General features: G+C 60.4%; 16 protein-coding genes and 1 pseudogene. 10 read left to right on the forward strand and 7 right to left on the reverse strand.

Going from position 1 to position 18,113, the window contains the following annotated elements:
* Window positions 1-5: 5 nt before the first annotated feature.
* Entirely contained in the window at window positions 6-1,142 is a 1,137-nt protein-coding gene (locus GGD53_RS26490; protein ID WP_184459708.1) for an ABC transporter substrate-binding protein, read from the reverse strand.
* A 115-nt stretch (window positions 1,143-1,257) separates the two neighbouring features.
* Between GGD53_RS26490 and GGD53_RS26495 the strand changes: the two genes are divergently transcribed.
* Window positions 1,258-2,043, forward strand: coding sequence for a class I SAM-dependent methyltransferase (locus GGD53_RS26495; RefSeq protein WP_184459709.1), 786 nt, complete (start codon window positions 1,258-1,260; stop codon window positions 2,041-2,043).
* 303 nt (window positions 2,044-2,346) lie between these two features.
* Here the strand turns inward: GGD53_RS26495 and moaA are convergent, their stop codons facing one another.
* Window positions 2,347-3,393, reverse strand: a complete 1,047-nt coding sequence (gene moaA, locus GGD53_RS26500) for a GTP 3',8-cyclase MoaA (protein ID WP_184459710.1) — start codon at window positions 3,391-3,393, stop codon at window positions 2,347-2,349.
* A 181-nt stretch (window positions 3,394-3,574) separates the two neighbouring features.
* Between moaA and GGD53_RS26505 the strand changes: the two genes are divergently transcribed.
* Together GGD53_RS26505 and GGD53_RS26510 are read left to right on the forward strand one after the other, a co-directional pair.
* Window positions 3,575-3,949: a gamma-butyrobetaine hydroxylase-like domain-containing protein gene (locus GGD53_RS26505; protein WP_184459750.1), complete on the forward strand. Its 375-nt coding sequence runs from the start codon at window positions 3,575-3,577 to the stop codon at window positions 3,947-3,949.
* A gap of 28 nt (window positions 3,950-3,977) precedes the next feature.
* Complete coding sequence (locus GGD53_RS26510; protein WP_184459711.1) at window positions 3,978-5,168, forward strand: low temperature requirement protein A; 1,191 nt, start codon at window positions 3,978-3,980, stop codon at window positions 5,166-5,168.
* A 103-nt stretch (window positions 5,169-5,271) separates the two neighbouring features.
* On the opposite strand, the gene GGD53_RS26515 is transcribed toward GGD53_RS26510, so the two are convergent.
* Entirely contained in the window at window positions 5,272-5,739 is a 468-nt protein-coding gene (locus GGD53_RS26515) for a MarR family winged helix-turn-helix transcriptional regulator (protein WP_184459712.1), read from the reverse strand.
* Window positions 5,740-5,786: 47 nt separating this feature from the next.
* Between GGD53_RS26515 and GGD53_RS26520 the strand changes: the two are divergent.
* Window positions 5,787-6,759: pseudogene (locus GGD53_RS26520) on the forward strand (alpha/beta hydrolase).
* A 36-nt stretch (window positions 6,760-6,795) separates the two neighbouring features.
* Entirely contained in the window at window positions 6,796-7,407 is a 612-nt protein-coding gene (locus GGD53_RS26525; RefSeq protein WP_184459713.1) for a pyridoxamine 5'-phosphate oxidase family protein, read from the forward strand.
* A gap of 298 nt (window positions 7,408-7,705) precedes the next feature.
* On the opposite strand, the gene GGD53_RS26530 is transcribed toward GGD53_RS26525, so the two are convergent.
* Window positions 7,706-8,773, reverse strand: coding sequence for a GGDEF domain-containing protein (locus tag GGD53_RS26530; RefSeq protein ID WP_184459714.1), 1,068 nt, complete (start codon window positions 8,771-8,773; stop codon window positions 7,706-7,708).
* Window positions 8,774-9,122: 349 nt separating this feature from the next.
* Between GGD53_RS26530 and GGD53_RS26535 the strand changes: the two genes are divergently transcribed.
* Window positions 9,123-9,287 carry a hypothetical protein gene (locus tag GGD53_RS26535; RefSeq protein WP_184459715.1) on the forward strand — a complete coding sequence of 55 codons (165 nt, stop codon included), beginning with the start codon at window positions 9,123-9,125 and terminating at the stop codon, window positions 9,285-9,287.
* A gap of 235 nt (window positions 9,288-9,522) precedes the next feature.
* Here the strand turns inward: GGD53_RS26535 and GGD53_RS26540 are convergent, their stop codons facing one another.
* Window positions 9,523-11,130 (reverse strand): fumarate hydratase, encoded by a 1,608-nt coding sequence (locus tag GGD53_RS26540; protein WP_184459716.1) that lies wholly within the window; start codon window positions 11,128-11,130, stop codon window positions 9,523-9,525.
* A gap of 246 nt (window positions 11,131-11,376) precedes the next feature.
* Here GGD53_RS26540 and GGD53_RS26545 point away from each other — a divergent pair, with 246 nt between their 5' ends.
* Entirely contained in the window at window positions 11,377-12,204 is an 828-nt protein-coding gene (locus tag GGD53_RS26545) for a VCBS domain-containing protein (protein ID WP_184459751.1), read from the forward strand.
* 265 nt (window positions 12,205-12,469) lie between these two features.
* Here GGD53_RS26545 and fumC read toward each other — a convergent pair whose 3' ends face one another.
* Window positions 12,470-13,861, reverse strand: a complete 1,392-nt coding sequence (gene fumC / locus GGD53_RS26550; RefSeq protein ID WP_184459717.1) for a class II fumarate hydratase — start codon at window positions 13,859-13,861, stop codon at window positions 12,470-12,472.
* Between fumC and GGD53_RS26555 the strand changes: the two genes are divergently transcribed.
* Both GGD53_RS26555 and GGD53_RS26560 read left to right on the forward strand, forming a co-directional pair.
* Window positions 13,860-14,189 (forward strand): hypothetical protein, encoded by a 330-nt coding sequence (locus GGD53_RS26555; protein ID WP_184459752.1) that lies wholly within the window; start codon window positions 13,860-13,862, stop codon window positions 14,187-14,189. The genes fumC and GGD53_RS26555 overlap by 2 nt on opposite strands.
* 75 nt (window positions 14,190-14,264) lie before the next feature.
* The gene (locus GGD53_RS26560; protein ID WP_184459718.1) at window positions 14,265-16,166 is read left to right on the forward strand and encodes a L,D-transpeptidase family protein; all 1,902 of its coding nucleotides are present in this window, start codon (window positions 14,265-14,267) and stop codon (window positions 16,164-16,166) included.
* Window positions 16,167-16,460: 294 nt separating this feature from the next.
* Here the strand turns inward: GGD53_RS26560 and GGD53_RS26565 are convergent, their stop codons facing one another.
* Window positions 16,461-17,165 (reverse strand): HAD family hydrolase, encoded by a 705-nt coding sequence (locus GGD53_RS26565; protein WP_184459719.1) that lies wholly within the window; start codon window positions 17,163-17,165, stop codon window positions 16,461-16,463.
* 243 nt (window positions 17,166-17,408) lie between these two features.
* Here GGD53_RS26565 and rpiA point away from each other — a divergent pair, with 243 nt between their 5' ends.
* Window positions 17,409-18,107: a ribose-5-phosphate isomerase RpiA gene (gene rpiA / locus GGD53_RS26570; RefSeq protein WP_184459720.1), complete on the forward strand. Its 699-nt coding sequence runs from the start codon at window positions 17,409-17,411 to the stop codon at window positions 18,105-18,107.
* Window positions 18,108-18,113: the final 6 nt, after the last annotated feature.

An 18,113-nucleotide genomic window follows, 5' to 3' on the forward strand; every position in this document is an offset into this window, starting at 1 on the left:
GCGATTTATTGCCCGGCCTTGGCGTCGACCCAGTAACCCGGCTGATAGGCGACCGGCAGGAATTTTTCGTGGAATTCCTTGAAGGTGGCATCGGGGTCGAGATCGGCAAACAGGTTCGGGTGGAACCATTTGGCGAGTTGCTGGACGGCGACGAACTGGTAGGGGCTGGTGTAGAACTGGTGCCAGATCGCATGGACATTGCCGCCGGCCACCGCCTTGGAGCCGGTGAAGGCCGGGTTTTCCATCAGCGTGATTAGCGCCTTGCGGCTGTTGCCGAGGGTGGCTGTGGCATTCGGGCCGACATTGACGAAATCCTTGGCATCCTTGGTCTGGCTCCAGTTCGAGCCGGTGACGACGATGACTTCCGGATTGGAAGCGACGACCTGTTCGGCATTGATGGAGCCGGTGTAACCCGGCAGGAAATCGGAGCCGAGATTGTGGCCGCCGGCCAAATCGACCATTAGGCCGAAATTATCCGGGCCGAATGTGCCGCAGCATTCCACAAGGCCGGCGGCGCGGTACATGAAGACATTTGGCTTCGGGGGATTGGCCGCCTTCAGCCTGTCGGTGACGCGCGCCATCTGTTCCTTCCAAAAGCCGGCGACGGCCTCGGCGCGGTCCTCATGGCCGAAGAGCTTGCCGAGAATCCTCAGGCTCGGCTCGGTGTTGGCGAGAATATGCTCGCGGAGATCGATGTAGACGATCTTCACGCCGATGCCGGAGAGCATCTCCTCGAGCTTTACCTCGTCGGCGGCCGTCTTGTTGCCGATCGGCAGCAGCAGCACGTCCGGGTGCAGCTTGACGACCGTTTCGGTCTGCAGCGTGCCGTCGGTCAGGTTGCCGAGGAAGGGCAGGTCCTTGCCCTTGGGAAACTTCTCGACATAGGCCTTAAAGCCATCCTTGTCGGTGGTCCAGAGATCGTTGCGCCAGCCGACGATCTTGGCGAATGGGTCTTCCTTCTCGATCGGCGCGACGGCGTAGAGCATGCGGCCTTCCCCAAGGATCACCTGCTCGACCGGCTTGTCGAAGCTCACTTCGCGGCCCGCCACATCCTTAATGGTGAAGGATTGGGCGAGGGCCGAAAGCGGCATCAGGCTCGCAATCGCGGCAGCGGAAACTGCGAACATTTTCACGAAATTCATCTGGAAATTCCCCCGAGGTCTGAATAATGTCCGCAGGCATAAGAAATATGACTTTCTGAATCAAGTTATATGTTTTAGAGCATTTCCAAACTGATGCCATGCCGGGGTGCCTGCGATGAATTCCATGAACACGAACTACTCCATCCGCGACGAAATTCGCGATTTCTGGTCGGAACGGGCCGATACCTTCGACGAGAGCGTCGGCCATGAAATCTTTTCCGAAGCGGAACGGAAGGGCTGGCGGCGGCTGATCCGAAAGCATCTCGGCGAGGGGCAGGGGCGTGCGGCGCTCGATCTCGCCTGCGGCACGGCCGTCATCTCGCATCTGATGAATGATGCCGGCTTCAAGGTGACGGGGCTCGACTGGTCGGATGCGATGCTGGCGCAGGCGCGCGCCAAGGCGAAAAAGCGCGGCACCGATATCCGCTTCGTTTCCGGCGACGCCGAAAACACCATGGAGCCGAGGGACAGCTACGACGCCATCACCAACCGGCATCTCGTCTGGACGCTGGTGGACCCGGCTTCGGCCTTCAAGGAATGGTTTGCGGTGCTGAAACCGGGCGGCAAGGTGCTGATCGTCGACGGCAATATGGGCCGGGAAACCTGGGTCAAGAGCCTGCAGAAGTTTTGGACGAAGATGACGGGCAAGCCGGCGGCAAGCCATATGTCACCTGACATGATGGCGCGCCATCAGAAGATCCGTTCCCGCGTGCATTTTTCCCACGAGATGCCGGCCGAAGCGATCGTCGATCTTCTCAGTAAAGCCGGCTTTACGGATATCGTGGTCGATCGCAAGCTCGCGGATATTCACTGGGCGCAGGCGCGCAAGATGCCGTTCCTGCGCGGGCTGGAGCGGATGGTGCAGGAGCGGTTTGCGATTTGTGCGCGTAAGCCCGGGTGATTTGGGAGCACGGCGTTGCGGCAGTTTCCTTCTTCTCCCCGGGGAGAAGATGCCCGGCAGGGCAAGAGAGCGAGTGCGCTGAGCGTTAGCGGAGGGCAATAGAGGGCGTGCCGTGTGGCCCCCTCATCTGCCTGCCGGCATCTTCTCCCCGCTGGGGAGAAGCGGAATCGCCGCAGCGCCTCGCGTCCCTCTAGAACTTAGTTGTGGAATGGCGGTCGTGCCGCCTGATCCCTTCTCCCCTCGGGGAGAAGATGCCGGCAGGCAGATGAGGGGGCCACGCGGCACGCCCACCTCACCAACTTATCACCCACCAGTGACACTCATATGCCGCGCCACCGCCGGTCTGTTATGCGTGCGGTCGATGATGAAGTCGTGGCCTTTCGGCTTGCGGGTGATAGCTTCGTCGATGCCGGCGTGGAGGAGGGCGTCGTCTTCCGTGGCGCGGAGTGCGGCGCGGAGATCGGCGGCGTCGTTCTGGCCGAGGCACATATAGAGCGTGCCGGTGCAGGTGAGACGAACGCGGTTGCAGCTCTCACAGAAATTATGGGTCATCGGCGTGATGAAGCCGAGGCGGCCGCCGGTCTCGGAAACCCTGACGTAACGCGCGGGGCCGCCGGTCTGGTAATCTATGTCGGTTAGCGTGAACTGACGTTCGAGATCGGCGCGCAGCTCGGAAAGCGGCAGGTATTGATCGGTGCGGTCCTCTTCGATCTCACCCATCGGCATGGTTTCGATGACGGTGAGGTCCATGCCGCGGCCATGGGCGAAGCGCAGGAGATCGGGCACCTCGGCATCGTTGAAATTCTTCAGCGCCACGGCATTGAGCTTGATTTTGATACCGGCCTTCTGGGCGGCGTCAATGCCTTCCATGACCTTATCAAAATCGCCCCAGCGGGTGATTTTGCGGAACTTGCCGGGATCGAGCGTATCGAGCGAGACATTAATGCGGCGCACGCCGCAATCATAAAGCTCGGCGGCATGGCGGGAAAGCTGCGAGCCATTGGTGGTCAACGTCAGCTCATCGAGGCCGGAGCCGATCTTTTCACCGAGCTTGCGCACCAGATACATGATGTTCTTGCGCACCAAGGGCTCGCCGCCGGTCAGCCTGATCTTGCTGACGCCCTTGGCGATGAAGGCGGAACAGAGACGGTCGAGCTCTTCGAGCGTCAAGAGATCCTTCTTCGGCAGGAAGGTCATATTCTCCGCCATGCAATAGGTGCAGCGGAAGTCGCAGCGGTCGGTGACGGAGACGCGGAGATAGGTGACTGCCCGGCCGAAAGGGTCGATCATCGGATGTGCAGCTGCCGTGAGCGGCGATGCGTTGCCTATCGTTCCCATTCTCTTATTCACCAATTCCTCCGCGGCGGGATTTGAAGCGCGCCAAGCGGGATGAGCCCGGTCTCAAGCGACATGTTTCTATTTGTGCATATGTGATTGCCGCGTCAAGGGAAACGGATTTCGCACACGCTAATTTGCGCTTGCCTCGAAAAAGCCGAACGCCTACTTCTCCAGGAGAAAGAGGATGATTGAGATGAGCGATATCTGGCCGAGCGAACTTCGCGTTTCAAAGGACCGGCAGCGGCTGGTGGTGACCTTCAACGACGGCCAGAGCTTCGACCTGTCGGCCGAACTGCTGCGCGTTCTGTCACCGTCTGCCGAGGTGCAGGGCCACGGGCCGGGGCAGAAGGTGACGGTGCCGGGCAAACGCAATGTCGCGATCATCTCGATGACGCCAACCGGCAATTATGCGGTGCGGATCGGTTTCGACGACCTGCACGACACCGGCATCTACACCTGGACCTATCTGCGCGAGCTCGGCGAACGGGGGGCAGAGCTGTTTTCGGCCTATGAGGACGAGCTCCGGGAAAAGGGCATGAACCGCGACACGGCGGAAAGACCGCGCTGAATTTCAATATACAGCCATCGGGGGACACATGGCGAAAGCGAATAGAAAGAACTGGCTGCGCGCCAAAGGCAGCGCCGCCGGCAGCAAGGTGACCTTCCTCGAACTGTTCTTCGACCTGGTCTTCGTCTTTTCGATCTCGCAGCTTTCGCATGCGCTCGCCGCCCATTATACGCCGCTGGGTGCTGCCGAAGCGGCGCTGATGACCTTCGCCGTCTGGTGGGTGTGGATTTTTACCGCCTGGGTGACGAATTGGCTCGACCCAGAGAAGATGCCGGTGCGCGGCATGCTGGTGGTGCTGATGATGCTCGGGCTGGTGCTTTCCGCCTCCATCCCCGAGGCCTTCGGCGACAAGGGACTGCTCTTTGCCGGCGCCTATGTGGCGATGCAGGTCGGACGCTCATTGTTTACGACCTATGCGATGACGCGCGTCGACCGGGCCAATACGCTGAATTTCGCCCGTATCACAAGCTGGCTAGCGGCGGCCGGTGTCTTCTGGATCGCCGGTGGCTTGCTCGAACACGAAGCCAGGCTGATTGCCTGGATGATTGCGCTGGCGATTGAATATGCCGGGCCAGCCGCAGGCTTTGCAGTGCCCGGGCTCGGCCGTTCGGTTCCAAGCGATTGGGACGTGTCCGGCGCGCATATGGCCGAGCGTTGCGCCCTCTTCGTTATCATCTGCCTCGGTGAAGCGATTCTCGTTTCCGGCCGTACGTTTTCCGAACTGCCGATCTCAGGCCTGACGAGCATCGTCTTCGTCACCGGCTTCGTCGGCACGGTCGCTATGTGGTGGCTCTATTTCCGCTTCGGCCACGGGCGCGCCGCCCATCGCATCGAACATGAGGAAACGCCGGGAGCCTTGGCGCGACAGGCCTTCACCTATGGGCATATTCCGATCCTGGCCGGGATCATTGTGCATGCGGTGGCGGTTGAATTCATGTTCTCGCATCCGCACGAGACGGGCGATTTCGGCATTGCCGCGGCGGTGCTCGGCGGCTCCGGCCTGTTCCTCGTCGGCAATCTCTGGTTCAAGGGCGCGACCAGCGGCCAGATGCCGCTGTCGCATCTTGCCGGCCTCGTGCTGGTGATCCTGCTGGCCTTCGCAGCCCCGTTCATCGAGGTCTACCTGCTCGGCATTCTGGCGACGCTGGTGCTGATCATCGTCGCCGCCTGGGAATACCGCTCGCTGAGCGGCACATCGGCGGCGCCGTCGCTGCATTGAACCTCAAGCGCCTCGCATCGAACTTGGTTCATGCGAGGCGCTTGAGGGTCTTTTTATGCATGTCGTCCTTCCAAAACCGCTGCACACTTTTGGGCGACATGCATCAGTCATCGTCGCGCAGATCTTTCAGCAGTATGGCGATGATGCGCTCCATCGAGGTGGCGGTCGCCATGCATTGTTCGATCGGCTCGTCCGAGAGCGTGCGTTCGATGAGGTCGGTCTGGATCGCCATTGCCGCCTCGGTTACTCTGCGGCCTTCGCCGGTGAGATAAAGGCGCAACACGCGCTTGTCGCGCTCGTCGCCGCGCCGCTCGATCAAACCCCGTTGCTCCATCTGCGGCAGCAGCATACTCATATTGGAGCGGCCGACGAGGAGCTTGCGCGCCAGTTCCTGCTGCGAGATGGCCTCGAAGCGGTAGAGATTGACGAGGATATCGAGGTGCGGTGGCTTGATGTCGAGATCGGCAAGCGAGCGGGTCAGGGACTGCTGCATCAGCTGACAGGCGCGCGCCACCGCAATCCAGCTGCGAAAACGCGGATGATCCCAGGGTAGGGATTGATTTTTGTTCATCGTTGTACTTTATTGTTCAGTGTTGAACAGTCTTTTGGATTCCCACTATGGCAAATTTCGCGCTTGAGGTCACCCGCCTCGGATTCCGGCTTCTGCAGGCGATTTTGCCGCGGCTGGCGGGCAGGGCTGCATTCCTGCTGTTCTGCCGCACACCATCGCCACGGCCGAAGGGCGAGAAGGCGAAGGCGGCGCATGCGGCGGGCGCGGCACGGCTTGCCGGCGCCGAGTGCTTCGTCCTCAGGCTTGCCGGCGGCGCCAAAGCACATGCCTACCGGTTGAACGGCGGGGCACTCGGTCAGCGCAAGCGCTATCTCGTCACGCATGGCTGGGGCTCGAGCGCCGTCTACATGGCCGATCTCGTTTCGATGCTGGCGGCGACGGGTGCCGAGGTGATAGCGCTCGATTTTCCCGGTCACGGGCGCGCGGGCGGACGCTTCCTGCATATGGGACTTGCGGTCGAGGCGATTGCGGCGGCAGGCGAGCGGTTCGGTGCATTCGATGCGGCGATCGGTCATTCCTTCGGTGGCGCGGCGCTGATGGTCTCGGCGGCGGGCCTGATCCCGGATGCGGTGCCCGTTACCGGCGAGCGACTGGTGCTGATCGGCGCGCCGAGCGAGATGGCCTGGCTCTTTACCGATTTCGGCCGGATGGTCGGCCTTCGTCCCGTTGTCCAGGCCGCGCTGGAGAATGAGGTACATCGTGTCACTGGACGGAGACTCGGGGATTTCGACGCGAGCCATACGGCGGGCTCGATCGGCCGGCCGGTTCTGGTGATCCATGCCGAGGACGACAAGGAGGTGTCAGCGGACCATGCTCTGCGTTACGGCGCGGCGGGAAGTAGAGTGCGGCTGTTCTGGGCAAACGGATTCGGTCACCGGCGCATCATCGGCGCGGCTCCCGTGCTTGGCGCGATCGCAGCCTTTCTCGAAGGCGGCGCAGGCGAGGAAGCCGGCGAAAGCATCAAAAAAGATGCGGAGATCATTCCATTTTGAGCTTCCAGCGAGGCGCGCGGCATTGTAGCGTCCGGCCCGATATCAAGCCGCGGCGGGACGCCCCATGAAAATCATCAGCAGCATTGAAGAGCTCAATACGATCTATGGCGCCGGCCTGTCACAGGCCTCTGTCGACAAGGTGACCAAGCGGCTGACGCCGCTCTATCGCGAGATGATCGAGATCTCGCCCTTTGCCGCGCTTGCGACCGTCGGGCCGGAAGGGCTCGATTGTTCGCCGCGCGGCGATCTCGGCGGCGTGGTGCGCGTCGTCGACGACGAGACGCTGCATCTGCCGGACTGGCGCGGCAACAACCGCGTCGATTCGCTCTCCAATATCGTGCGTGATCCCAGGCTCGCGCTGATGTTCCTGATCCCCGGCTCGAATACGACGATGCGCATCAACGGCCGCGGCGTCGTCTCCAACGACGAGGCGCTGCTTTCGAGTTTCGAGATGGACGGCAAACATCCGCGCAGCGTCATCGTCATTTCGATCGACGAGGTCTATTTCCAGTGCGCGCGCGCCGTGATGCGGGCCGAACTCTGGAATGCCGAGCACTTTGCCAATCCCGCGGCGCTGCCGACGCCGGGCCAGATGCTGAAGGCCGCGGTCGGAGATTTCGATCAGGAAACCTATGATCGGGAATGGCCGGGGCGAGCGGCGAAGACGATGTGGTAGGGGATGCCGAGAGGCTGTGATGGCGAGAGGTGGCCACGCACCTCTCCTCCCTCATTCCTGTGCTCGTCACAGGAATCCAGTGCGCCCAAGTCTTTGGGCGCGGGAGACTCTCTCCCCCGTAACAGTATTCACGGCGCGGACGCGCCGTGGCGGGATTCCTGTGACGAGCACAGGAATGAGGGAGGAAGCGGCTACCTCGCGCTCCTGATGTCGAGAAAGTAATAGCCGTGGAGTGAACTGGACAACAGCTGATGCCGTCATCTGGTGGCGACAGCGTGCTTATCATTAGGGCTCCGCGTCAGGCCTTGTAGATCAGCCAGCTCTTGCTGAAGTCCTTCTGCATGCCGTCCTGATAGAGGACGATGCAGTTGCGGCCGGCGTTCTTGGCGCCGTAAAGGGCGATGTCGGTCTTGCTGTAGAGCTCGCCGGCGTCCTCCGCATTCGAGGCCATGCAGATGCCGATCGAAACGGTGATCGGGCCGTAATTCACCCGGGTGCGGGAATTCTTGAACGGCGTGGTTTCGAGCGTGCGGCGGATGCGTTCGGCGATCGCCGTCACTTCCTCGGCTGTGTTGCCCTCGATGATCAGGGCGAATTCCTCGCCGCCGGCACGGGCGACGAAGACGTCTCGCCGGACATTGCTGCGGATGACGGAGGCGACGGTGGCGAGGATCTTGTCGCCGACGGGATGGCCGTAGGTGTCGTTTATCTTCTTGAAGTTGTCGATGTCGGCGAGCAGCAGGGCCGTTACCGGCCGCATGCCGGGATTGTTGAAGACCGTTGCAAGGCGGTCGTCGAAGGCGCGGCGGTTGGAAAGGCGCGTCAGCGAATCGGTGTTGGCGATGCGCTTGTATTCGTCGAGTTCCTTGCGGACCTGGTCCATCTCCTGCGAACGCTGGACGACGTCCTCGACGGTGCGTTCGCCATGCGCCATGGTATCACCAGTCGCCTGGCTCAAAAGTTCGATAGCGCTTTCGATCAATTCGACGCTGGCATTGCTTTTGGAGGTGATGCGCTTATGGGTCTCGCCGAGCAGCCTTGTATAGCTTTCGAGCGAACTTTGCTCCTGCCTCAGAATCCGCAGCAGGCCGTCGAGTTCGCCAGATATGCGCGTATGGGCATCGTCGAAAACGCGTGCGGGGCTGCCGGTGAAATACTGCGCGCCCAGCGCATCGAGTTCGGCCTGGGTCGCCTGGCTGCCGAGAGCTGCGAGTTCGCGGGTGAGGGCGGGATTGGAGCCGATATAGGCTTCGTAGAAGAGTTCGTAATTGCGCGGTATCGGCGCAACGCCCATCGAGCGCATGGCATAGGTGATCTGACCCGCAACGTCGGGAACCTGCACCTTGGGCGCGACAGCCGTATTCATCCGGCGAACTCCTCATGTATTCAAAGGCAATATTTTAGTTGTTAGCTTAAATTTCTTGGGAAAAGATTAAAGCGACATATACCAAAGATTACATACGACAACTTCGTATCCGGACAATACTTCATGCAGGCCTATGATTTTCCATGGAAAAACGTATCTTTAGCGGAACAGTGCATACCCGTTGTGCGGGAGCGGTGTTTAAAAAACTTACAGTTCTTTTTCTCGCTGGAGATCGTATTCATCTTGTCGACATCCGGTTTTGGTCGTCTCCTATTTCAGCGTGAATGTTTCGGGATGATAATTTCCAGTGGTAAACCCGATTGCTGCCAGAACACCGGGGCGTGAGATCATGGAAAGGTCCTGTGCCATTTCTTTCGCCATCCTCGCTTTCACCATCATCGCAGGCGGCGCCTTGCTGCTGGAGCACACCGGCCTCTTTGCCGCCGCATTCCGCACGGAGATCCTGGCGAGGGTGGATGATGGAGACGTGGTAAGCGCTGCAGATATTCAGTAGTGGTGCAGGTATCGGAAGGGGTGCCGTGCGGCCCCCTCATCTGCCTGCCGGCATCTTCTCCCCGCTGGGAGAAGGGACTCGTGGCAGCGCCTCAATCCCATTGAGACCTTTACGGTAGGAAACGATGGTCGGCGGCTTGCACCCACTTCTCCCCTGCGGGTAGCCCGAAGGGTCGGATGAGGGGCTGCACGGCACGCCGTTGATTGCCCTTCACCTCAATGACCACGTCAACCAGTCACCCCAGATTCAACTCCTGGAAGAAATCATTGCCCTTGTCGTCGATGACGATGAAGGCGGGGAAGTCTTCGACCTCGATCTTCCAGACTGCTTCCATGCCGAGCTCGGGATATTCGAGTACTTCGACCTTGCGGATGCAGTCCTTGGCGAGACGGGCGGCGGGGCCGCCAATCGAGCCGAGATAGAAGCCGCCATATTTCTTGCAGGCCTCACGCACGGCGCGCGAGCGGTTGCCCTTGGCAAGCATCACCATCGAGCCGCCGAAGGACTGGAACTGGTCGACGTAACTATCCATCCGGCCGGCCGTCGTCGGGCCGAAGGAGCCGGAGGCGTAACCGGCCGGCGTCTTGGCTGGGCCGGCATAATAGACCGGATGATTTTTCAGGTAATCGGGCATACCTTCGCCCTTTTCCAGCCGTTCGCGGATCTTGGCATGAGCGAGGTCGCGGGCGACGACGATGGTGCCGGTCAGCGAAAGGCGCGTTTTGACGGGATGTCTGGATAGTTCGGCGAGCACCTCGACCATCGGCTTGTTGAGATCGATATGCACGGTCGATTCCGACAGTTTCGCCTCGTCGATCTCGGGCATGTATTTCGAAGGATCGGTTTCGAGCTGCTCGACGAAAATACCGTCGCGGGTGATCTTGCCCTTGGCCTGGCGGTCGGCGGAACAGGAGACGCCGAGGCCGATCGGCAGGGAGGCGCCGTGGCGGGGCAGGCGGATGACGCGCACGTCATGACAGAAATACTTGCCGCCGAACTGGGCGCCAACGCCCATCTGCTGTGTCAGCTTGTGAATTTCCTTTTCCATTTCGACGTCGCGGAAGGCGTGGCCACTCTCGGAACCTTCGGTGGGCAGCGCGTCGAGATAACGGGTCGAGGCAAGTTTGACCGTTTTCAGGTTCATCTCCGCCGAGGTGCCGCCGATGACGATCGCAAGATGGTAGGGAGGACAGGCTGCCGTCCCCAACGTCAGGATCTTCTCCTTAAGGAAGTCGATCATCCGGTCATGCGTCAGGAGCGAGGGCGTGCCCTGGTAGAGAAAGGTCTTGTTGGCCGAACCGCCGCCCTTGGCGACGAAGAGGAAGTCGTAAGAGTCGGTGCCTTCCTCATAGATATCGATCTGAGCCGGCAGGTTGTTCCTGGTGTTCTTCTCTTCGAACATCTTGATCGGCGCGAGCTGCGAATAACGCAGGTTCTTCTTTTCATAAGCGTCGAGCACGCCTCTCGAAAGCGCCGCCGCATCACCGCCCTCTGTCCAGACCCTGCGGCCCTTTTTGCCCATGATGATCGCCGTACCGGTGTCCTGGCACATGGGGAGCACGCCGCCGGCGGCGATATTGGCATTCTTCAGCAGATCGTAGGCGACGAAACGATCGTTGTCGGTCGCTTCAGGATCGTCGAGGATGGAGGCAAGCTGCTTCAGATGCCCGGGGCGCAGCAGGTGGTTGATGTCGGCAAAGGCGGTTTCGGCAAGCAGCCGGATGCCCTCGGGATCGACCGTCAGGATTTGCTGGCCCTTGAAACTGTCGACCGAGACGTAGTCGCTGCTGATCTTGCGGTAGGGGGTGGCATCCTCGCCAAGGGGGAAGAGATCGTCAGCCATCCAAGTGACCTTTCTGCTGGGCGTGCGTCGCGAAATTGGAACCGGTCTAAATCTGCTGCGAAGCAAATGCAATTGGGAACGGCGGAGTCTGGAGCTGGGGCCATGTCGTGCCACATTTTGCAACTCGCCTGGCACACGCAATAAGCGAACAGAAATCGATATTTGCCGCGAAACGGCCGACTTCAGGTTGCTTTCAGTTCAAGCCTAGTTCATATTCCCGGCAGCGTTAACCTGCCGGGGCTTCCAATGACAAATGCAAAGCCAACTGCTGTCGACGACCTTCTCGTTTTTTTCGAACATGACTGGATCAGGGGCGATCTGCTGCGCCTCGCCAGCGATCCAGAAGGAGCGGACATGTATGTTCGCTTCGTCAATGGCGTCCGTATCGACGCCAAGCATGGGCCTGACCAAGAAACGATCATTCAGGGCAAGTACGGAACCTTCAAAGTGAAACCTGACGGTCACTTCACATATGAGCTGGATTATACGCTCGACGTGGTGAAGAATTTGGGGAAGTACGATCAGCTCATCGAAAAGCTGAGTTACAAGATGTCCGACGGCTTGGGAGGGACGGATCTCGGCGTGCTGACGCTGGCGATCGACGGCGTCAACGAAGGCGAAAAATACCACGAAGTCCTGGATTTCGACGATATGGGTGTCTTATCGAGGGCGGATAATTTCTCTCTCCCCAATTACCGGGGCTTTGCGCTCTCAGTGAACGGCAGCCATGAGGTGACGCTTCTGAACGGCATCGTCTATGATACCATCCCGGGCGTCGACGCCATTACCGAGGACGGTTTCAGCGATACCGTTCTATCACCGGGTTCTGCCCCCGTAAGCTTGAAACTGCTCGATGGCGGGGAGTTCACCTTTCAGGGCGTTTCGATCGCCGAACTGTCGGCATCGCCCTTTCACCTGACGCTCACAGCCCTGAACGACGGCCAGATCGTTTATCAGCAGGAGCTCGAGGTCACCGGTCCCAGTCTCGAGGTCAATATCGAAGACATCGAAGAAATCCGTTTCGACTTCATGGGCAATTCTGTCGTGATGGACAATTTTTCGTTGTTGGTTTGAACGTTTGCCCCATTCACGTTCCCTCATTCCTGTGCTCGTCACAGGAATCCAGCGCGCCCAAGTCTTTGGGCGCGAAAGACTCCCTTGAAGTATGATTCATTCACGGCGCGGACGCGCCGTGGCTGGATTCCTGTGACAGGCACAGGAATGAGGGAGAAAGTGGTTATGTTGTCCGTATCCTTGCTCTGACATGCAGAAGAAAATCCCCGCGAATCTCTCTTCTCTCCAATGGAGAGGTGCGGCAGGTGAAAGGGGGCAGCCCCGTCTATTTCGGCCCGATCATCGTCTCGGGACGCACGATCGCGTCATACTCTTCCGATGTCACCAGTCCGCTGGCAAGCGCCTCTTCCTTCAGCGTCGTACCGTTCTTGTGGGCGGTCTTGGCGATTTTGGCGGCGGCGTCGTAGCCGATCTTGGGGGCGAGGGCGGTGACCAGCATCAGTGAGCGTTCGAGGCCGGCTTTGATGTTGTCCTCGCGCGCCTCGATGCCGACGACGCAATTGTCGGTGAAGGAAACGGCGGCGTCGGCCAGCAACTGCACCGACTGCAGGAAGTTGTATGCCATCATCGGATTGTAGACGTTGAGCTCGAAATGGCCCTGGCTGTCGGCGAAAGTCAGCGCGGCGTGGTTGCCGAAGATGTGGATGCAAACCTGCGTCAGCGCTTCGCATTGGGTCGGGTTGACCTTTCCGGGCATGATCGAGGAGCCGGGCTCGTTTTCCGGCAGCGCCAGCTCGCCAAGGCCTGCGCGGGGGCCGGAGCCGAGCAGGCGGATATCGTTGGCGATCTTGAAGAGGGCGGCAGCCGCCGCATTAATGGCGCCGTGTGAAAAGACCATGCTGTCATGCGAGGCGAGCGCTTCGAACTTGTTCGGCGCGGTGACGAAGGGCATGCCCGTGATATCAGCGATCTCCTCGGCGACCCTCTCAGCAAAGCCGACCGGTGCGTTGAGGCCGGTGCCGACGGCCGTGCCGCCCTGAGCGAGTTCGCAGAGGCCGGGCAGGGTCATCTCGATGCGTTTGATACCGGAGCCGAGCTGGGCGGCATAGCCGGAAAATTCCTGGCCAAGCGTCAACGGCGTGGCGTCCTGGGTATGGGTACGGCCGATCTTGATGATGTGGCTGAACTCGGTGACCTTCATGTCCAGGGCGGCATGCAGGTGCTTCAGCGACGGCAGCAGATGATGGGCGATCCGTTCGGCGCAGGCGATGTGCATCGCCGTCGGATAGGTGTCGTTCGACGACTGGCTCATATTGACGTGATCGTTCGGGTGCACCGGCTTCTTGGAACCCATGACGCCGCCGAGCATTTCTATGGCACGATTGGAGATCACCTCGTTGGCATTCATGTTGGACTGCGTGCCGGAACCGGTCTGCCAGACGACCAGCGGAAAGTGCTCGTCGAGCTTGCCGTCGATCACTTCCTGGGCGGCGTCGACGATGGCCTTGCCCAGCGTCGGATCGAGCTGGCCGAGCGACATGTTGGCGCGGGCGGCCGCCTGTTTGACGATGCCGAGCGCGCGGACGATCGACAGCGGCTGCTTTTCCCAGCCGATCTTGAAATTGCCGAGCGAACGCTGCGCCTGGGCGCCCCAATATCGGTCGGCGGCGACGTCGATTGGGCCAAAAGTATCGGTTTCGGTGCGGGTTGCGGTCATGAGCCTTGCCTTCCTATCACATGCTGTTTTCTGGCATCTTCGAAAGATGTGGTCTTATAGGTTGGAAACCAGGGCAAGAAAACCGGATGCGGTGCGAAATATTGATGATCACAGTCATGTTTGTGCCTGCCAGGCGGCGTGCTTTTTCGGCCACGTTGGAAATTTTATGCATCGGCACGTTTTTGCCGTACTGGCCCGGCTGCGAAAATTCGGTAAAAAATTAACTAATAATTTCATAATTTTGTGTGAACTGCTGTGCGGCGCCGCGCAGGATTCCTCATCACATGAAATTAGTCCGCCGGCGCTGGCGGCGAAGGCCGGTTTCTGATCAATGAGGCCCTACGCTGCTTGAGTTTCGCGGGATTTGAGCTGAGAACAGCATGACATCGGGACTGGAATATATATGACGTTCGTTTTGAAAAGCGCGGTATCCGCATTGGCAGTTTCTTGCGGCCTGGCAATGATGGCCGCTCCCGCGCATGCCTATACGCTGATGGATATGCTGCGCGGCGACAGGCAGCGGACTCAGAGCACCATTTTCATGGATCAGATGCCGCCCGGGCGTGTGGCGCCGCGTGGCGGCGAAGGCGGATCGCTTGGCGGGCTTGACCCGGAGGCGCCGCTGCCGAAGGTGAGCGGTCCGCGTTATTACACCTACAAGACCGAAGCCCTGCAGTTCGTCGATACCAGCAAGTTCGCCGATCCCATCGTCACGGGTGCGGTTGCTGAGGTTTCGCCGGGGAGCGATTCCGAACCGGTGGTGCAGCGCCGCTTCCTGGCGCAGGCCAAGGTTCGCGCCAATGCCGACGTCGCCAAGGCGCTCGAAACCTATTACAGCGATGGCCGCAATCCACTCGTCTGGGTCGACGGCAATCAGATCAACGAGCGCGCCCAGTCGGCAATGGCGGCGCTGGCCGATGCGGCTTCCGTGGGCCTCGACCCTGCCGATTACGCCGTGCAGACGCCGGCGGTCGATCCGGCCAATCCCGATCCTGCCGCGCGCGACCGGGCGCTGACGCAGTTCGAGCTGGAACTTTCGGCCAAGGTGCTTGCCTTCGTGCAGGACACGGTCCGCGGCCGCATCGATCCGAACAAGATTTCCGGCTATCACGATTTCCAGCGCAAGGTCGTCAATCTGACGCCGGTGCTGAAGCTTGCGCGCATGAGCCCCAATGCCGGAGCCTATATCGCCAGCCGTTCGCCTGATAGCCCGCAGTTCGAGGCGCTGAAGGCGGAGCTTGCCAAGCTTCGCGCTGCCGATAGCAATGAGGAGCAGATCGTCATTTCGCTCCAGGGGCTGCTCAAACCCGGCGACAGCTCGTCTGAGATCGCCAATATCGTCAAGGCGCTGCAGAAGCACGGATCCGAGAAGCTGAAGACCGATCATGCGGCGACGTTCGCAGCTTACGCCGGCGGCAGCGACTATTCGCCCGAGATCGTCTCGCTGGTCGAGGACTTCCAGAAAGAGCACGGCCTGAAGCCCGATGGTGTCATCGGCCAGGCGACGGTGCGCGCCATGACTGGCGGCGACACCAATGCCTCGAAGATCGACAAGCTCGTCGTCGCCATGGAACAGGTGCGCTGGCTGCCGGAAGATCTGGGTTCACGCTACGTCATGATCAATCAGCCGGCCTACATGGCCTACTACCACAATGACGGCAAGGAACAGCTGTCGATGCGCGTGGTGGTCGGCGGCAAGAACAACCAGACCTATTTCTTCAACGACGAGATCGAGACGGTGGAGTTCAACCCGTTCTGGGGCGTGCCGCAGTCGATCATCATCAACGAAATGCTGCCGAAGCTGCGCTCGGACCCGAACTACCTCGATCAGCTCGGTTATGAGGTTGAGGTGAATGGCCATGCCGTCGCCTCGTCCAGCGTCGACTGGTACGGCTCGACAGCAAATGTTTCGGTGCGCCAGCCGCCAAGCAGCGATAATGCCCTCGGCGAACTGAAGATTCTGTTCCCGAACAGCCACGCGATCTACATGCACGATACGCCCTCGAAGAGCTTCTTCAAGCGCGACATGCGGGCACTGAGCCACGGCTGTGTGCGCCTTGCCAATCCACGCGCGATGGCAGCCGCCGTGCTCGGCACGACGGCCGACGATGTCGCCAGGCAGATCGCGAGCGGCCAGAACCATGCAGTGAAGGTGCCGCAGAAAATTCCGGTTTACGTCTCCTATTTCACCGCCTGGCCGAACAAGGACGGCGTGGTGGAGTATTTCGACGACGTCTACGGCCGTGACGCCTATGTCGACAAGGCTTTCGATGCGACGACCAAGGCGCGTGGGGCGCAGATCTGACGCCTAATCTGTGGTGGTTTTGACGGGCGGTCTTTGGGCCGCCCGTTTTGTTTTTGGGGCGTCTGCGTGCAATATGAGGTTAGGATCTGCCGTGTGGCCGCCTCATCCGGCCCTGCGGGCCACCTTCTCCCCTCTGGGTAGAAGGGGAAACCAGCGGCGCACTCCTTATAAATCTGAGACGTTTTAGTTGGCGCAGAGCATCAGAGGCTTGTCCCTTCTACCCAGCGGGGAGAAGGTGGCGGCAGCCGGATGAGGGGGCCGCAACTGCAGGAGCATCGGCGAAGTGGCCACTCCTCAGACAGCAACCTTGGCCGCAGAACCCTTCAGCAAACCTTCCACCAATTCCGGGGTCAGCTCATCGTAGTGGGTGATGATGACATCCGGATCGAGGCTTGAAACCGGCACATCAGAATAGCCGAAAGGCACGGCGATCGACGGCACGGCGGCGTTCCTGGCCACGGCGATATCGTTGATGCTGTCGCCGATCATCACGGTTCGGGAAATATCGCCGCCGGCGCGCTCGATGGTGCCGGTGAGGTGACGGGCGTCGGGTTTGCGGTATTGGAAGGTGTCGCCGCCGGTGACGGCTTCGAAATAGTGGGCGAGGTCGAGCTTCTCGAGCAGACCGAGCGCGAGGCTCTCCATCTTGTTGGTGCAGACGGCGAGGCGGTAGCCAGCGGATTTCAGGCGGTCCATCGCGGCGACCAGACCGGGATAGGGTTCCGTATGGCCGGGCATGTTCCCGGCATAATGGGCGACGAAGCGTTCCACCAGCAGCGGCAGGCCGTCTTCCGCGAGCGCATGGCCGCGCAGCCGGCAGGCGCGCTCGATCATCACCCGCGCCCCTTGGCCGACGAGATGGGTGAGGTCGTCATAACTGACCGGTTCGAGGCCGAGGGCTGCGATCGTATGGTTCAGGCTTTCGACGAGATCGGCATGGGTGTCGAGAAGGGTGCCGTCGAGATCGAAGACGACGAGCGGGGCGGGGGCAGGGGTCAAGGATTTGCCTCTTCGTGCGATGAGCGTCTTGCAAGCGGCGTCGATGGAACGCGTCATTCCCGGGAATGATGATATCGTTCCTGACGTAGGCGATCGCGGGACGGAAAGCAACTGCCTGAGGATTACCGGGAAGCCGCAGGCGTTTGTTTCGGCTTTTCATTTTCCGTGATGATTTTGACTTTCGTTTGCCAGGCGAGCCGTGTAAACAGCACATCCAACGCAATAATTCGGAGCTGGCGGCGCATGGATGCGCGCGAAATGAAGATCAAGGCCGCCGAGGCCGCGCTCGCCCATGTCGAAAGCGGGATGCGTCTCGGTATCGGAACTGGGAGTACAGCGGAAGAATTCGTTCGCCTGCTGGCGGAGAAGGTCGCGGGCGGCTTCCAGGTCGAAGGTGTTCCGACATCCGAACGAACGGCGCGGCTCTGTGTCGAGCTCGGTGTTCCGCTGAAATCGCTTGACGAGCTGCCGGCGCTCGATCTGACGGTCGATGGCGCCGACGAGGTCGATCCGGCGCTCAGGCTGATCAAGGGTGGCGGCGGCGCGCTGCTGCGCGAAAAGATCGTCGCTGCCGCGTCGCAGAGGATGATCGTCATCGCCGACGAGAGCAAGCTGGTCGAAACACTCGGCGCTTTCGCGCTGCCGATTGAGGTCAATCCGTTCGGTCTCGTCTCAACGCGGATCGCCATCGAAAAAGTTGCCGCCCGGCTCGGCCTTTCCGGCGAACTCAACCTGCGCCAGTCCGGTGACGGAGAGTTTACCACGGACGGCGGCCATCACATCATCGATGCATCTTTTGGCCGCATTCCTGATGCAGAGGCGCTTTCGAGCGAGCTGAATTCCATACCCGGCGTCGTTGAACACGGACTCTTTATCAATATGGCGGCACTTGCGATCATCGCCGGTTCTGCGGGTGCGCGCACGCTGCAGGCAAACAGATAACAGGAG

It is taken from the genome of Rhizobium aethiopicum, assembly GCF_014197535.1.
GTDB lineage: Bacteria > Pseudomonadota > Alphaproteobacteria > Rhizobiales > Rhizobiaceae > Rhizobium > Rhizobium aethiopicum_A.

Excerpts from the sequence above, each read along its gene's own strand:
- rpiA (WP_184459720.1), top strand. The coding sequence starts at position 17,409 with ATGGATGCGCGCGAAATGAAGATCAAGGCCGCCGAGGCCGCGCTCGCC.
- GGD53_RS26535 (WP_184459715.1), top strand. The coding sequence starts at position 9,123 with ATGGAAAGGTCCTGTGCCATTTCTTTCGCCATCCTCGCTTTCACCATC.
- GGD53_RS26505 (WP_184459750.1), top strand. The coding sequence starts at position 3,575 with ATGAGCGATATCTGGCCGAGCGAACTTCGCGTTTCAAAGGACCGGCAG.
- GGD53_RS26545 (WP_184459751.1), top strand. The coding sequence starts at position 11,377 with ATGACAAATGCAAAGCCAACTGCTGTCGACGACCTTCTCGTTTTTTTC.
- GGD53_RS26540 (WP_184459716.1), bottom strand. The coding sequence starts at position 11,130 with ATGGCTGACGATCTCTTCCCCCTTGGCGAGGATGCCACCCCCTACCGC.
- GGD53_RS26510 (WP_184459711.1), top strand. The coding sequence starts at position 3,978 with ATGGCGAAAGCGAATAGAAAGAACTGGCTGCGCGCCAAAGGCAGCGCC.
- GGD53_RS26495 (WP_184459709.1), top strand. The coding sequence starts at position 1,258 with ATGAATTCCATGAACACGAACTACTCCATCCGCGACGAAATTCGCGAT.
- GGD53_RS26560 (WP_184459718.1), top strand. The coding sequence starts at position 14,265 with ATGACGTTCGTTTTGAAAAGCGCGGTATCCGCATTGGCAGTTTCTTGC.
- GGD53_RS26490 (WP_184459708.1), bottom strand. The coding sequence starts at position 1,142 with ATGAATTTCGTGAAAATGTTCGCAGTTTCCGCTGCCGCGATTGCGAGC.
- GGD53_RS26515 (WP_184459712.1), bottom strand. The coding sequence starts at position 5,739 with ATGAACAAAAATCAATCCCTACCCTGGGATCATCCGCGTTTTCGCAGC.
- GGD53_RS26530 (WP_184459714.1), bottom strand. The coding sequence starts at position 8,773 with ATGAATACGGCTGTCGCGCCCAAGGTGCAGGTTCCCGACGTTGCGGGT.
- GGD53_RS26525 (WP_184459713.1), top strand. The coding sequence starts at position 6,796 with ATGAAAATCATCAGCAGCATTGAAGAGCTCAATACGATCTATGGCGCC.
- GGD53_RS26555 (WP_184459752.1), top strand. The coding sequence starts at position 13,860 with ATGAGCCTTGCCTTCCTATCACATGCTGTTTTCTGGCATCTTCGAAAG.
- fumC (WP_184459717.1), bottom strand. The coding sequence starts at position 13,861 with ATGACCGCAACCCGCACCGAAACCGATACTTTTGGCCCAATCGACGTC.